The organism is Brucella sp. TWI559 (assembly GCF_039674265.1).
Lineage (GTDB): Bacteria > Pseudomonadota > Alphaproteobacteria > Rhizobiales > Rhizobiaceae > Brucella > Brucella chromiisoli.
This window is the reverse complement of the sequence record NZ_JBDJNE010000002.1, coordinates 311882-326403: the sequence shown is the minus strand read 5'-3', so window position 1 is coordinate 326403 and position 14522 is coordinate 311882. Positions and strand designations below refer to the sequence as shown.

Here is a 14522-nt window from a genome sequence, read left to right as displayed (position 1 = left end):
TTCAGACGGGAAACCGGTTCCCATTGTTCCTGAAACTGCGATATTTATCCGTGATACACGGAGATCGTTTTCAGCGAGGCAAAGCCGTAAAGTGCCTCAAAGCCCTTTTCGCGGCCATGACCGGACTTTTTCACACCACCAAATGGCAGTTCAATGCCACCGCCGGCTCCGTAATTGTTGATGAACACCTGACCGGAATGAATAGCGTGTGCAAGGCGGAACTGACGACTGCCATCATTGCTCCAAATACCGCAAACAAGCCCATAGTGCGTGCCATTGGCAATCGCGATGGCTTCTTCTTCGGTATCAAAAGGTAGAATAACCTGCACCGGACCGAAAATTTCTTCCTGTGCCAAACGGTGATCAGCGGGCACATCCCGGATCAATGTCGGAAGCACATAGGCTCCACCTTCCGGCGCATCTGCGACCATCTCACCCTGAGCAGCAATGGACAGACCATCCTGCTTTGCAAGCGCAAGATAGCTCTCGACAATTTCCTTCTGACGCTGCGACACAACTGGGCCAACAGAGGGATCAGTGCTGGCCGGTCCAACTGTCAAAGCACGATAGCGTTCACTCATTCGGGCAATGACGTCTTCGTAAATGCTGCGTTCGACCAAAATACGTGATGAAGCAGAACAGGTCTGACCCGCATTCTGAATGCCGGCATTGACGAGAAACGGAACGGCGCGATCAAGGTCCGCATCGGCAAAGACGATCTGTGGCGACTTGCCGCCAAGTTCCAACGTTACGGGCACCGTGTTTTTCGCAGCAGCCGCCTGTACAGCCTCACCAGTTCGGACAGATCCGGTAAAGGAGATGTGGTTGATGTCGGGATGTTCGGACAGGGCCGCGCCCGCTTCCGCACCAAGCCCGGTTACAATATTCAATGCGCCTGTTGGCAGACCGGCTTTTTCAGCAATTTTCGCAAACTCAAGAATGGTCAGACAAGCCTCTTCGGCTGGCTTCACCACTGCCGCATTGCCCATGGCCAGCGCTGCACCAAGGCTGCGGCCAAGAATCTGCATCGGATAATTCCAAGGAATGATGTGGCCAGTCACACCATGTGGCTCATAGATGCTCAGAACCGTAAAGCCATTTTGATAAGGCAGTGTGTCACCATGCACCTTGTCGGCGGAAGCGCCGTAAAATTCCAGATAGCGCGCCAGTGCCACCACGTCGGCGCGTGCCTGCGTCACCGGCTTGCCAACGTCTTTTGATTCCAGATCAGTCAGGAGGTCGATGTTTTTTAGCACTTCCTCGGAAATGCGATGCAGAACCCGGCCGCGTTCCGTTGCCGTAAGCTTACCCCAATCACCCGAAAGTGCTGAACGTGCAGAAGCGACAGCCAGATCAATATCAGCTTTTGTACCACGTGCAATCAGCGCCAGATCGCTGCCGTCGGAGGGGTTTTTAAGGGTAATAAGCTCGCCACCGACAGCGTCCTGCCATTGACCTGCAATGAAATTGCCATAGCGCAGAAGACCTGCTCCGTCGGTTGTGTTTTCATGTTTCATTTTCATTCTCCCGCAGAGGTCTTTCAGCCTCCAGTCTCGCCGTGGTTGCGCGAATATGTGCCCGCGCCAGCTTTTCGGCTTCTTCGCCATTGCGCGCGGCAATGGCTTCAACAATTGCGCCATGTTCGCGGATCGCCTCACGTGCCCTGTCAGCCGAGAGTGAAAAAGACGGCGCAAACACCTGGGATGTCATTCGAAGAAGTGGAACAAAGGGAATGAGTGAGTCATTGCCCGCTGCATTCATAATCGCCATATGGAAATCAACGTTGGACTGCGTGTAAGCTTTCGGGTCCCATGGATCGACGACAGCGCCCTGCCCCGCAACAAGCGCGCGCAGGGCCGCAATATCCGCATCCGTCGCCCGTTCAGCCGCAAAACGGGCAGTAACACCATCAAGCACTTCACGCACGGCATAAGCATCAATGAGGCGTGTGAGATCGGCAGAAGCCACACGTACACCCCGTCCCGGCAAATGAATGACCAGGCCGTCGCGCTCAAGAACACGCAAAGCTTCGCGCAGCGGTGTACGGCTGATGCCAAATTCAGCAGCCATATGCTCCTGACGAAGAATCGCACCCGGTGCATAAACGCCCGCATAGATTCGCTCGCGAAGTGCTTCAGCCACTTCGTCCAGCAAACGGGTCTGACTGCGCCACTCAAAAACTGCCAAAGAAAAGCCTCCCAACTTTTGGACACAATATCCTGGATACAAAATCAGTCAATGCAAAAACGGCGTGTCCCCTGACAGGCTTTCAGCGGATTAGAAAATGAGAATTGGCAACTACTGGCTAAAGCGCTTCCTATTTTGACTGAGCAATTGAAAATGCTCTATCTGTTTGTTTTCGCGCATTATCCTACGCAAAACAGCTGGGCATTTTTGCTGCAACGGCTCCGGTGATGTCTCTGAATTTTATGGCCAACCGCCTGATTTCCTCAGAACCGTTTTCCATATGCTGGATCACAATTTCCAACAGATCAACATGCGACAAGCCAGCACGCGCAGACACGATTCGATAAGAACGATGTGCCACGCGCATTAACAGCAGGCTGTCGGCCAGTCCTCCAAATCCACACTTTGTTCGCTCGCAAGGCTGGAACTGGTGAAGTCAACGCGCATAGCCAGTCCCACATGCCAGAAGTGACGCAGCCAACGGTCTGATGGGAACTGCCACCCACTTAGGACAATCGCTTTTGAAGCTTTGTGAATAACTTCGTCGAAACGTAAAATTCCCTGTTGCAATCCGCAAATCATTAGTCCATATAGCGCCTGCCTAACGGAAACGACTTCTCTCAGAGAAGACTGGCGCGAGCGGGTGTAGCTCAGGGGTAGAGCACAACCTTGCCAAGGTTGGGGTCGAGGGTTCGAATCCCTTCGCCCGCTCCAGTTTTTCTGTAGGTTTCTTATTTAAATTATTGATTCTATTGGATAATCTTCGATTAGAATTTCCACTTGTTGTAAATTAGAAGCAACAATTGAAAAAGTTTCTCCTGATACTCCGCATCTATGCGAGCTCAACGGTGTCTATGTTGTTCGATGCGCAGTTTCCCCACCTATGTGCGAAAAGCCGCGGATAATCGCTAAGAATCAAACTCTCTCTTTAAACACGTTCAAAATGCGAAGCGTCTCGTCTTACGGTGAGGGTGATATCGCGGCTAAACAGCGAATAAAGTTGCTACAGAACGGCATTTCAACAAAAGAATCGCTCCCGTTCGAAACTTATGCAGCCCAAGCGGCTTCGCGAGGTGGATGCGAGGGGCGGTTGGTTGCTGATATGGTCGGCGGCGAAAGACCAGTTGTCGATCCGCCGCCGTTCCATATCGCGCACTGGATTTAGTGAGTTCGTTACTTAAACCGTAACAAACTGGGCCATCATGCCGACGTCTTCATGCTCCAGCACATGGCAATGGAACATAAACGGGTGATCGCGCGTCGCGTCACGATCAAAATGCACAAGAACTTCTGCCTTGCCGTTAATCAGCGCCGTGTCTTTCCACCCGGATTGATGCTGTGGCGGCGCCTCATCATTCAATGTAAGGATGCGGAACGATGCTCCATGAATATGAAATGGATGCGCCATTTCTTTCGTCGTTAACTCCCATATCTCCCACGATCCAAGCTTAACCTCCGCATCGATACGGTTCATGTCGAAAGGCTTCTTCGCAATCGCCATCTGAACGCCAGATGTTAAAGCCTGCAACGCAGGCCCGGCATCAGCATTGCTTCGCCCGCTATGCATATCATGATCACTCATAGTTGCCATATTGGGGGGTGCCATGTTGTGACCAAAATGGGGATCGCTCGACATGCCGCCCATCATAAGCTTCATGTTCTCGGCCATACGCTCATCGAAGAAATATGCCCGTCTGCGAACAGAAAGCTGTTCATCCGGCTGTTCCGGCCCATCAAGCTTTGCCGGTAAGGTTTTGATTGCACCTTCGATTTTGTCATCGATGATGAACTGCATCAAAGGCTGGTCATCGCCACCACTGTCATCACTGGCTGTCAGCAGATCGATTATATCTTTCGATTTGGAAAAATCGACCAGCACCTCATAACGCTCGCCCGGACTGATTGTCAGGCGCTTAACCGGATCAGGCTTGTTTATAAAGCCGCCATCAGATGCGATAACGTGCAACGGCTGGCCGTCGCTGAGACGGATGTAGAAGTTGCGTGCATTGGCACCGTTCAGAATACGCAACCGAACCACTGACGCCGGAACATGCGCTTGCGGTGCGATAATACCGTTTACAATAAGCTTGTCGCCGCGAAAGCCATGCATCAGATCCATAATGTCAGGCTGGTAACCCTTATCACCATCGATCACCCTGCGATCCTGCAAAACGAGCGGTATGTCATCAACGCCATAGGTTTCAGGCAAACCGCGCTCACCATCCTTGCCATCGCTGACGATCATCAACCCGGCAATGCCCATATGTGCCTGTCGCGCAGTGTCACCATGCAGATGCGGATGAAACCAATTGAACGAAGCGGGCTGGTTGACCGTAATTTTCGGCTCCCAGCGAGTGCCTGCAGCAATGACATTATGCGGCCCACCATCAAGAGCTGATGGAACGAAAAGACCATGCCAATGAAGCGTTGTGCCTTCATCCATACCGTTCTCGACTGAAAGCGTGACAGCTTCCCCGTTTTTAAGGCGAACGACCGGCCCAAGATAGGTGCCATTTATTCCGGCAGATGCTGCATCGCTGCCTTGCGTGAAAGCATGGCGGCCCTTCTGGACAGTCAGCTTCACCACACCGGCTGCATCGGGTTCAATTAAAGTCGGAATAGGCAAAGTCTGCACTGTTGCCTGTGTGCTGGCTGCACCGTGCTGCATGTGATGCTGATGGGTACCTTGCGCAAACGTCTCAAAAGGCCGGACGATGGATAAGGCAGCAGCACTTACTCCAAGCGTCAAAAGACGACGGCGAGTCATATTATTCATAATCATTCTCCAGATAAATCTCTATCAACGCGCATCGAAAACTTCACAATGCGCTCATTGCGGCCGAAAAACCGACAGCATTTCAAAAGATCAGATCTGGCTGGATATTGGAGGTCGAAGAACGCCGAAGGGATCGCTGCTGTTCAATGCTGCGACGCGTGGCGGCAGGCCGAATTCGTGATCGGGCGTGAACAAAGCAACACTGGAGTTAAACTGTATGATGCCGCCACAGCTCATCATTACGCAGGTGGCAGATGCCTTCTTGCCATGATCCATCGGCATTGAATGCCCACCATCATGCTTTGCAACCGGCACAGTCGTGTGACAGTCAGTGAAAGTTATCGTCTGCGGTCGATCATGCGCCATGGCATAACAAAGCTGGGTTGAAACCAGAAACAACAACGAGAACAGAGCTATCAGCATACGGGAAGGCATGCGCAAAACAGAATGTTTGCGAAAACGCATACCAATATTGCTGCGTCTGAACGCTTGCACAGTCATAGTGATTCCATGTTCTGAGTTTCAGCTTAAGGCTGGCTTAAGGCAATTGAAAGGCCGTAGACATTTTCCCTGAAATTACCTCATGCGTTCATTTTGTTTCGAAAACACCACATTCGAAATCAGAAAATTACGTGATAGCCCTTTTAAGCTTGCGGTTTCGTATTTTGTGGCACTAAGAAGGCACATCTCGGGCCTCCCCCCACACATTTATCGGCCCACAAATATGGATAGAAACAATGACTGTAGCTCAGGCAGTTGTTCCGAAGAAAAATTCTGCGCGCCGCGTTCTGGCCGCGAGCATGATCGGTACAACAATCGAATTCTTTGATTTTTATATTTATGCAACGGCTGCGGTTATCGTTTTCCCGCACCTTTTCTTCCCGGCCAGTGACGGCAACTCCGCGCTGCTGCAGTCGCTCGCAACCTTTGCGATTGCCTTTTTCGCACGACCTATTGGTGGCGCTCTTTTCGGTCACTTTGGTGACAAAGTGGGCCGCAAGGCAACGCTCGTCGCAGCCCTGATGACAATGGGTATTTCTACAGTCGCCATCGGTTTCCTGCCTACTTATGAATCCATCGGCGTATGGGCGGCTCTCCTGCTTGCTCTCTGCCGTCTGGGTCAGGGCCTTGGCCTTGGTGGCGAATGGGGCGGCGCAGTCCTGCTCGCAACCGAAAACGCGCCGGAAGGCAAGCGTACATGGTACGGCATGTTCCCACAGCTCGGTGCGCCTGTCGGCTTCATCCTCGCAACAGGCATCTTCCTGATCCTTGCCGAGTTCCTGACTGAAGAACAGTTCATGTCGTTCGGCTGGCGCATTCCCTTCATCGCGAGCGCTTTGCTGGTTGGTGTTGGCCTCTTCATCCGTCTGAAGATTGCTGAAACGCCGGAATTCCAGAAGGCGATCGACAAGGCTGAACGCGTTGAAGTTCCCGTCGCAACACTTTTCAAAAAGCATAAGGCAAGCCTGTTCCTCGGAACGATCGGCGCTGTTGCAACTTTCGTTCTGTTCTACCTCATGACCGTGTTTTCGCTTGGTTGGGGCACGCGTGCACTCGGTTATAGCCGTGAAGAGTTTTTGATCTTGCAAATGGTCGGTGTGATCTTCTTCGGCCTCACCATTCCGGTTGCAGCGTTGCTTTCCGATAAATACGGCATGCGACCTGTGATGATCGTCGTCACACTCCTCATTGGTCTATACGGCTTCCTCATGGCTCCATTGTTCTTAAGCGGAACAGCTGGCGTTCTTCTCTTCCTCGTAATCGGTTTTGGGCTGATGGGGCTGACCTATGGTCCGATTGGTGCCGCTCTTGCTGAACCATTCCCGACTTCGGTTCGCTATACCGGCGCTTCGCTGACCTTCAACCTGGCAGGCATTCTTGGCGCATCGGTTGCCCCCTATATCGCAACGTGGCTCGCGACCCATTATAGCTTTGCCTATGTCGGCTACTACATGACTGCTGCTGCCGTCGTCTCGCTGATTGGCTTCGCATTTATCTCGTTCAAGCGCGACAACTAAGCTGTATTGAACCGCAACAAAAAAGCCCGCGTGGATCGCTCCGCGCGGGCTTTTTTTGGAGAACTCAAACCTATTCGGTGTCGGCGGCTTCCAGAGCAATGGCAACCGACTGAATGATCGACGCGAAACGTGCTGCAGTGTGAATGACCTCGGCCGTCACGTTTGCTTTGCGCAAAACGTCTTCATGCGCATCAATGCACATGCCACAGCCATTGATTGCCGAAACAGCCAGCGACCACAGTTCGAAATCAACCTTATCCACACCCGGATTACCAATCACATTCATGCGCAGCTTGGCTGGCATGGTGCGATAATCTTTATTGGAGGCAAGGTGCACGAAACGATAATAGACATTGTTCATGCCCATGATCGTCGCGGCCGATTTTGCAGCCTGAACAACTGTGGCATCAATTTTCCCAGTGGCTTCAGCAACCAACGCCTTGCGTACATCAGCGTTGCGCGAAGCAATACCACAGGCGATGAACAGGCCATATTTCTGCTGTGGAGTCAGCGTTTCATCGCTTGCCATAGAGGAAAGATTGAGACGAACATCCTTGGCAAAATCCGGGATTTTTGACTTCAGATCATCAATGGACATGGAACCCTCTTTAATTTGTCAGCTCTTGATAAACAAAAGGCGGGCCTTAACCCGCCTTGTCTCATGCAATTGAAGGCAGATTAAGCAGCCTTAAGCGTTTCGCCACCGACTTCGCGGTTGCATGGGCAAAGCTCATCGGTCTGCAGAGCGTCGAGAACGCGCAGCGTGTCCTTCGGAGCGCGACCAACATTGAGGTTGGTTGCGTAAACGTGCTGGATCGTGTTGTCGGGATCAACAACGAAGGTGTAGCGGTAAGCAACGCCATCGGGTGAACGAACGCCGAGGCCATCGACCAGTGAACCGTTGGTGTCCGCGAACGACCAGATTGGCAGCTTGTCGAGATCCTTGTGATCGCGGCGCCATGCGAGCTTAACAAATTCGTTGTCGGTCGAACCGCCGAGAACAACCGCATCACGATCTTCAAAATCCGAAGCCAGACGAGCAAATTCTGCGATTTCCGTTGGGCAGACGAAAGTGAAGTCCTTAGGATAAAAGAAGATAACCTTCCACTTGCCTTCAAAGCTTGTTTCGGTGATGTCTTCAAAAGCCGAAACGCCATTTTCTTCGTGGAAGTTGAAGCCAGGCTTTACGCCAGTTACTTTGAAAGAAGGAAGCTTGTCACCGATACCGAGCATCTCATACCTGCCTGTAAATTCGTTGTTATGCAGAAAATTCAGAAATTTCAGAACTATCTGCTTGCTTCCTATATATAGGCATTCCAACCCATTCGGTCAAAGCGATTAAAACGATCAAATCCATCGTTTAAAACGATGAAAGCAAGTGTCAGAAAATGCTCAACATCAGTGTGCGCCAACTCCATTATTTCATTGCGCTTGTGAAAGCAGGATCGTTTTCACGCGCTGCCGAGGCGGTTGGCGTTACCCAATCCACGCTCAGTGCTGCCATTCAGGCTTTGGAGGCTGAAATCGGGGTCACTCTCATCGACCGCACAGGTCGACGCATGCAATTGCTACCTGCGGGGGAAGATTTTCTGAACCGCGCGCAGGAAATTGTGGCGTCGATTGAAGAGCTGCCCGAATACGCAAAGCAGGCTGAACGCCCGTTGACGACGCGTCTTCGATTGGGAGTGATTCCGTCTATCGCGCCATTTTTGCTACCAAAAGTTCTTCCTGCGACCGCTCAGGCATTTCCTGAACTGCAATTAAGCGTTCGCGAAGGACTGACACGCACTTTGCTCGACAGCCTGCGGTCTGGCACGCTTGATGTGGCACTGGTTGCTCATCCCTATGATCTTGACGACTTTGAAGTTGCGGAAATCGGCAAAGATCCGTTTTTTCTTGCAGTGCGAAGAGATCATGCGCTTGCTAACCGTGATCGCATCGACGCAAGTGATCTTCAGGATCAGCCTTTTCTCCTGCTTGAAACAGGCCACTGCTTACGCGAGCACGTGATGGCAGCCATTGGCTCGCAACCCACACAGGCTGGCAGTGATGTTCATGCAACAAGTATCATGACGCTGGTACAGCTTGTTGAATTCGGGATGGGCGTCACGCTTTTGCCAGAGGTGGCCATCAAAGCTGGTGTGACGCGTGGCAGTGAAATCAGCATCGTGCCTTTTGAAGGACAACATAATTTCCGTTCACTTGCTTTGGTATGGCGGGCAAATGCCGCACGGCGCAATGAGTTTCAGCTTTTCGCGGCCCATCTGCGCAGCAAATGCATGAAAAGATAGGCTACAAAAGACCCCAGGCACGAAAACGTCCGCGGCCTGTAATTTCCCGCAAATTAAGATCGACGATCAGCTTGAGCGCCCCCTGTGAAGTCACTTCAAGCTCTTTCTCAACCATCTGCGTTGAGACAAGCGGACTTCGTATTATCATATCAACGAGCTGGGGGAGCCGCGAGTTGGAACGACGGCCCTTGAGCTTGCGCTGCATCTGCTCACGAGCAAGCATTAGCCGGTCATGCTCTTTCATACTCACCTCTGCGCCTTCCTCTATGGACGCCAAGAAAGTTTTCAACCTGACAAGCCAGCTTTGCGCGCGACGCTCGTCTGGTCTTTTAAGACGCAAGCCGATACTCAGCGCTGGCAAATGCCCTGTGGCAATAGCTGACTGGCGCAGAAAAGCCGCTGTGAGCAAGCGGCCAACCCATGATGAACGCTGTACCACCTCCAGAGAAAACCACGCATCATGCACCAATGCTGCACGCAAAAGCGGTGGCAAACCGGCAGTTTTATCAAAGACATCGCGCCATTCCTGCAAGCGCGCTTCTTCATTCCAGTCATCATCATAAAGAAGTGGATCGATCTCTGGCGATTGTCGTGTTGGCTTTTCCTGAACAACCCCTTTGAGCAGAGCATCCGTGCGAGCCAGCAGAGCATCAATATCGTCAAAAAGAGGGTCGCTATCCCCCGGCATCGGTTCGTCATAGTCTTTGGTCATTTCCGTGCGCACGTCGATATTGCGGCCCAGCAATTGCTGGATACCGGCAGCACTTAAAACCCAGCTCGCCGAGCGGCTTGCAATCTGCCTGCGCAAACGCAACACGGAATGAGCGATTGTCAGCGCATGACTTGGCGTGCGGCTATCCATAAGTGCATCGTGGAGAACAAGGTCTTCCAGATGGACCAATTCACCTTCAAGCCACATGGAAGCAACCGCGTCCTGGAAATGCATACGCTCCAGCATACCATCGCGGATCGGAGAACGGGAAAGCCGCTCGTCAAGCCTTGTAAGTGCGGCTGTGGCATTGGCCACAGGCACAAAAAGCGCGTCGAGCGGCAGCGTGTCTATTTCATAAGCCATGTTCGCATATCGCAACCGATTTCGAAAAAAGGCAAATGAAAATGCGTGCTTAGACCAGAACTTCCGCAACTTTCACAGCGCGCCCTTCTTTCACCGAAAGAAGGGCTGCTTCTGCAAGCGCCAGGGCTTTCAAACCGTCATCCGCTGACGGTTTGGGTGCCTTGCCGCCATCAATTGCATCAATGAACGAGGTGATTTCAGCAGCATAAGCATCCGTGTAGCGCGTCATGAAGAAATCGTGCAGCGGCGGGCGTGTATAACCATCCTTTGAAGCCACTTCGATGGAAACCGGACGCTGGTTTTCTGCAGAAACCGCACCTTCCGACCCATGCACTTCGATGCGCTGATCATAACCATAGGAAGCTCGGCGCGAATTGGAAATTACACACTGACGACCGGACGCTGTGGTCAGGATTACGCTGGCACTATCGAAATCACCAAGCTCACCGATTTTTGGATCGACCAGAACTGAAGCAGAGGCTGATACAGTTTCAATCTCTTCGCCCAGCAGAAAACGCGCCATGTCAAAATCATGAATTGTCATATCGCGGAAAATACCGCCAGAAACCTTGATATATTCCGCAGGCGGCGCACCCGGATCGCGGCTGGTGATCGTGACCATTTCCACCTTGCCAATCCGCCCATCGTCAATCGCCTTGCGCACTGCCGCAAAATGCGGATCGAAACGGCGGTTGAAGCCGAGCATAACCTTACCGCCGGTTTCTTTGATAACGCCAAGACAAGCCTGCACGCGCTCAATGTTGAGATCGATCGGCTTTTCGCAAAACACGGCTTTGCCAGCACGGGAGAAACGCTCAATCAGATCGGCATGAGTGTTGGTGGGTGTGCAGATCAGCACTGCATCCACATCGGCTGATTTTTCAATCTCGTCGATGGTGCGCACTTCCGCGCCTGCTGCATCAGCGATTGCTTTGGCTGCATCAGGGTTGGCGTCTGCAACAGCGACAAGTTGCGCCCGCCTGTCCGATGCAATTGCAGCCGCATGTACTTTGCCGATACGACCAGCACCGAGCAGAGCAAGACGTGTTACCATTGCTTTCAACCTCCCAAAACGGTCATCCTCGATTGACCGATAAACAGTTTCCCTATTCCGTTTTGCATATTTCCCGACTATTGCAGGAAATGAAGTGTAATGGAATATTTATTCTATTTTGCTAGATTGTGATATACAGGATGTCAAGAGACCGTGTCTGAAAGGATGGCGATGCACACCGAACAAGCCCCTGCTGCGCAACCAAATGCACCTTCCAGTGTCAAGGACTTCGAGGCAAGACTGCTCGAAGTCGCAGACCGCCTGCCCAAGCGCCTGAAACAATGCGCGGACTTTGTGGCAGCCAATCAGGATCGCATTGCTGTTTCGACGGTCGCGGAAATGGCAGAAGGCGCAGGCGTTCAGAGTTCGGCATTCATGCGCTTTTGCCAGATATTGGGTTTTTCCGGCTTTTCGGAAATGCAGAAGCTGTTTCGCGAATCCTATGCTGGTGGCTGGCCCGATTATTCCACGCGTCTTGAACATCTGCGCGAAACCGCAGCAGGCAGCCCCCCCGCCCTTCTGGCGGAGTTTGCTGAAGCGGGACGCACATCGCTTGAAAGTCTTCTGAAAACCATTGAGCCGCAAGCGCTGGAAGATGCAGTCAAACGTCTCGCGCGTGCTGAGACCATCCATATTATTGGCGTTCGCCGGGCATTTCCGGTTGCAAGCTATCTCGCCTATGCGCTTGAAAAAATGCAGGTTCCGGCCATGCTGCACAGCACTGTCGGCAAGCTCGAAAACCAGCACGCAATCCGCAAAGGAGATGTACTGATTGCCATTTCGTTTTCGCCATATTCCCCTGAAACAATCGCCATGGCAGAAAGTGCACATGCGCGTGGCATTGATGTTATTGCGATCACCGACACGATTGTCAGCCCCATGAGCAGATTTGCCACACAGTCTTTGCTGGTTTCGGAAGTTGATTTTGGTGCGTTCCGCTCGCTTTCGGCAACGCTTTGTCTCGCCATCACGCTTTCAGTGGCTGTCGGCACGTCACGCCAGTCTTAAACGTAATCTCGCGTAAAAGCAGATCACCATTCTATTTTTCAGTTGAAATAGAATAATAAATCTATTTTAATAAAAAATAGAACGGTTGCTGCACCTTCTGAGTCACGAGCAGCCATTCCAAGCTATAAAACAAACATGCGCCAGGGAGGGCTTTCATGAAGCGGCTGGATTTGATTACGATTGGCCGATCTTCGGTAGATCTTTATGGCGCACAGGTTGGCGGTCTTCTGGAAGACATGTCATCCTTCAACAAATATGTTGGCGGCTCCCCCACCAACATCGCAACAGGCACTGCAAGGCTGGGTCTCAAATCTGCCCTCATAACCCGCGTGGGTGACGAGCATATGGGGCGCTTTCTGCTCAACGAACTTGCGCGTGAAGGCGTGGATACACGCGGCATTGTTACCGATCCGCAGCGTCTGACAGCACTTGTCATCCTCGGCATCCGCGATCAGGAACATTTCCCATTGATCTTTTATCGCGAGAACTGTGCCGACATGGCGCTTTGCGAGGATGATATTGATCCAGACTTCATTGCCGAGGCCGGATGCGTGCTGGCAACCGGCACGCACCTGTCGCATCCACGCACGGAAGCAGCAGTACTCAAAGCTTTGAAGCTGGCGCGAGAAAATCAAAGCCGGACGGTGCTCGATATTGATTACCGCCCCAACCTCTGGGGACTGTCCGGCCATGGTGATGGTGAGAACCGCTTCATAGAATCCGTTGCCGTCACCAAGAAGCTGCAATCGACATTGCACCTGTTTGATCTCATCGTCGGCACCGAGGAAGAGTTTCATATCGCGGGCGGTTCGACCGATACGCTTGAGGCGCTCAACGCCGTTCGCGAAGTTACCAAGGCCGCTCTGGTTTGTAAGCGCGGGCCGATGGGCGCTGTGGTTTTTGAAGGCAACATTCCCGACAATCTCGACGAGGGACAATCGGGTGAAGGCTTTCCGATTGAAGTTTTCAACGTGCTTGGTGCGGGTGATGGCTTCATGTCTGGCCTTTTGCGCGGCTGGCTAAAGGGGGAAGACTGGCCGACCAGCCTGAAGTTCGCCAATGCCTGTGGTGCCTTTGCCGTATCGCGTCATGGCTGTACCCCTGCTTATCCAAGCTGGGATGAGCTACAATATTTCTTGCGAAGCGGCATTCGAGACAAGGCCTTGCGCAAGGATCAGGCGCTCGAACAGGTGCACTGGTCAACCAACCGCAACGGCGACTGGCCGCATATACGTGTCTTCGCTTTTGATCATCGTATTCAGCTTGAAGAGATGGCCCATGAAGCCGGTGCGAGCGATGAAAAAGTCGGACAATTCAAAGAATTATGCCTGAATGCTGCATTAGAGGTTTCAGACGGGCAAAACGGCTACGGCATCCTTTGTGACAGCAGGCTTGGGCGCGACGCGCTTTATCGTGCTGCTGGAACTGGCCTTTGGATCGGACGCCCAACTGAATGGCCCGGCTCGCGACCACTGGAACTAGAACCCGAACTCGGTACCGATTGCGGCGGTCTTGTTGAATGGCCTATTGAGCATGTCGTGAAAGTGCTTTGCTTTTATCACCCGGATGACAGTGACACTGTGAAAATGCAGCAGGAAGAAACCGTGCAGCGGCTTTTCACTGCCGCTCGGCGTAATCGCTTGGAGTTCCTGCTGGAAGTCATTCCATCCAAGGTTGCCCCTGTCGATGACATGAGCACCGCCAAAGTCATAGAACGCTTTTATGAAATTGGCGTCTATCCGGACTGGTGGAAACTTGAACCGCTTACGACGAAACAGGCATGGCAAAACACCTGCGATGCCATAACCCGCAATGATCCTTATACGCGCGGCATTGTCGTTCTGGGGCTTGATGCGCCTGCACAGGAGCTGGAAGCAAGCCTGAAAGTTGCAGCTGGCTTTGATCTGGTGAAGGGATTTGCCATTGGTCGAACCATTCTGGGAGATGTCGCGCGGCAATGGCTTGCGGATAAGATAAGCGATACGGATGCCGTTGGCGAAATGGCAAAACGTTATCGCGGTTTCTGCGATCTTTGGGATAGGCTGCGACAGAAATAAACGCATCTCGGAAACAGGTGGAGGCCTGAATCTGAAATACGAGAAAGCGGATTTCC

12 protein-coding genes and 1 tRNA gene are annotated in these 14522 nt (G+C 52.3%); 5 read left to right on the top strand and 8 right to left on the bottom strand.

What is annotated here, in order from left to right; translation table 11 throughout:
- Positions 1-44: 44 nt before the first annotated feature.
- Positions 45-1517: an aldehyde dehydrogenase family protein gene (locus tag ABE530_RS05625; RefSeq protein WP_499693890.1), complete on the bottom strand. Its 1473-nt coding sequence runs from the start codon at positions 1515-1517 to the stop codon at positions 45-47.
- Positions 1507-2187: a GntR family transcriptional regulator gene (locus tag ABE530_RS05620; RefSeq protein WP_265984288.1), complete on the bottom strand. Its 681-nt coding sequence runs from the start codon at positions 2185-2187 to the stop codon at positions 1507-1509. The genes ABE530_RS05625 and ABE530_RS05620 overlap by 11 nt, the downstream gene beginning before the upstream one ends.
- 639 nt (positions 2188-2826) lie before the next feature.
- Here ABE530_RS05620 and ABE530_RS05615 point away from each other — a divergent pair.
- Positions 2827-2901 (top strand) — tRNA-Gly (locus tag ABE530_RS05615).
- A 463-nt stretch (positions 2902-3364) separates the two neighbouring features.
- Here the strand turns inward: ABE530_RS05615 and cueO are convergent.
- Together cueO and ABE530_RS05605 are read right to left on the bottom strand one after the other, a co-directional pair.
- Positions 3365-4963, bottom strand: a complete 1599-nt coding sequence (gene cueO, locus ABE530_RS05610) for a multicopper oxidase CueO (protein WP_499693889.1) — start codon at positions 4961-4963, stop codon at positions 3365-3367.
- A gap of 90 nt (positions 4964-5053) precedes the next feature.
- The gene (locus ABE530_RS05605) at positions 5054-5464 is read right to left on the bottom strand and encodes a hypothetical protein (RefSeq protein ID WP_499693888.1); all 411 of its coding nucleotides are present in this window, start codon (positions 5462-5464) and stop codon (positions 5054-5056) included.
- A gap of 236 nt (positions 5465-5700) precedes the next feature.
- Here ABE530_RS05605 and ABE530_RS05600 point away from each other — a divergent pair, with 236 nt between their 5' ends.
- On the top strand, positions 5701-6981 hold the full coding sequence (locus ABE530_RS05600) for an MFS transporter (RefSeq protein ID WP_499693887.1): 1281 nt from the start codon (positions 5701-5703) through the stop codon (positions 6979-6981).
- Between the two features lie 70 nt (positions 6982-7051).
- On the opposite strand, the gene ahpD is transcribed toward ABE530_RS05600, so the two are convergent.
- Together ahpD and ABE530_RS05590 are read right to left on the bottom strand one after the other, a co-directional pair.
- A complete protein-coding gene (gene ahpD / locus ABE530_RS05595; protein ID WP_499693886.1) occupies positions 7052-7579 on the bottom strand; it encodes an alkylhydroperoxidase, AhpD family in 528 nt (175 codons plus the stop codon).
- An 80-nt stretch (positions 7580-7659) separates the two neighbouring features.
- Positions 7660-8214 carry a peroxiredoxin gene (locus tag ABE530_RS05590; RefSeq protein WP_265984295.1) on the bottom strand — a complete coding sequence of 185 codons (555 nt, stop codon included), beginning with the start codon at positions 8212-8214 and terminating at the stop codon, positions 7660-7662.
- Positions 8215-8369: 155 nt separating this feature from the next.
- Here ABE530_RS05590 and ABE530_RS05585 point away from each other — a divergent pair, with 155 nt between their 5' ends.
- The gene (locus ABE530_RS05585) at positions 8370-9272 is read left to right on the top strand and encodes a hydrogen peroxide-inducible genes activator (RefSeq protein ID WP_499693885.1); all 903 of its coding nucleotides are present in this window, start codon (positions 8370-8372) and stop codon (positions 9270-9272) included.
- Position 9273: 1 nt separating this feature from the next.
- On the opposite strand, the gene ABE530_RS05580 is transcribed toward ABE530_RS05585, so the two are convergent.
- Together ABE530_RS05580 and iolG are read right to left on the bottom strand one after the other, a co-directional pair.
- Positions 9274-10347 (bottom strand): RHE_PE00001 family protein, encoded by a 1074-nt coding sequence (locus ABE530_RS05580; protein ID WP_499693884.1) that lies wholly within the window; start codon positions 10345-10347, stop codon positions 9274-9276.
- 49 nt (positions 10348-10396) lie between these two features.
- Positions 10397-11401, bottom strand: a complete 1005-nt coding sequence (iolG, locus tag ABE530_RS05575) for an inositol 2-dehydrogenase (protein ID WP_499693883.1) — start codon at positions 11399-11401, stop codon at positions 10397-10399.
- A gap of 171 nt (positions 11402-11572) precedes the next feature.
- Between iolG and ABE530_RS05570 the strand changes: the two genes are divergently transcribed.
- Positions 11573-12409 (top strand): MurR/RpiR family transcriptional regulator, encoded by an 837-nt coding sequence (locus tag ABE530_RS05570; RefSeq protein WP_265984302.1) that lies wholly within the window; start codon positions 11573-11575, stop codon positions 12407-12409.
- A gap of 155 nt (positions 12410-12564) precedes the next feature.
- Positions 12565-14466, top strand: coding sequence for a bifunctional 5-dehydro-2-deoxygluconokinase/5-dehydro-2-deoxyphosphogluconate aldolase (locus ABE530_RS05565; protein ID WP_499693882.1), 1902 nt, complete (start codon positions 12565-12567; stop codon positions 14464-14466).
- Positions 14467-14522: the final 56 nt, after the last annotated feature.

Bases quoted from the DNA above. Each gene is read 5' to 3' on its own strand.
- ABE530_RS05625 (WP_499693890.1), bottom strand. From the start codon at position 1,517: ATGAAACATGAAAACACAACCGACGGAGCAGGTCTTCTGCGCTATGGC.
- cueO (WP_499693889.1), bottom strand. From the start codon at position 4,963: ATGAATAATATGACTCGCCGTCGTCTTTTGACGCTTGGAGTAAGTGCT.
- ABE530_RS05605 (WP_499693888.1), bottom strand. From the start codon at position 5,464: ATGACTGTGCAAGCGTTCAGACGCAGCAATATTGGTATGCGTTTTCGC.
- ABE530_RS05600 (WP_499693887.1), top strand. From the start codon at position 5,701: ATGACTGTAGCTCAGGCAGTTGTTCCGAAGAAAAATTCTGCGCGCCGC.
- ahpD (WP_499693886.1), bottom strand. From the start codon at position 7,579: ATGTCCATTGATGATCTGAAGTCAAAAATCCCGGATTTTGCCAAGGAT.
- ABE530_RS05590 (WP_265984295.1), bottom strand. From the start codon at position 8,214: ATGCTCGGTATCGGTGACAAGCTTCCTTCTTTCAAAGTAACTGGCGTA.
- ABE530_RS05585 (WP_499693885.1), top strand. From the start codon at position 8,370: ATGCTCAACATCAGTGTGCGCCAACTCCATTATTTCATTGCGCTTGTG.
- ABE530_RS05580 (WP_499693884.1), bottom strand. From the start codon at position 10,347: ATGGCTTATGAAATAGACACGCTGCCGCTCGACGCGCTTTTTGTGCCT.
- iolG (WP_499693883.1), bottom strand. From the start codon at position 11,401: ATGGTAACACGTCTTGCTCTGCTCGGTGCTGGTCGTATCGGCAAAGTA.
- ABE530_RS05570 (WP_265984302.1), top strand. From the start codon at position 11,573: ATGCACACCGAACAAGCCCCTGCTGCGCAACCAAATGCACCTTCCAGT.
- ABE530_RS05565 (WP_499693882.1), top strand. From the start codon at position 12,565: ATGAAGCGGCTGGATTTGATTACGATTGGCCGATCTTCGGTAGATCTT.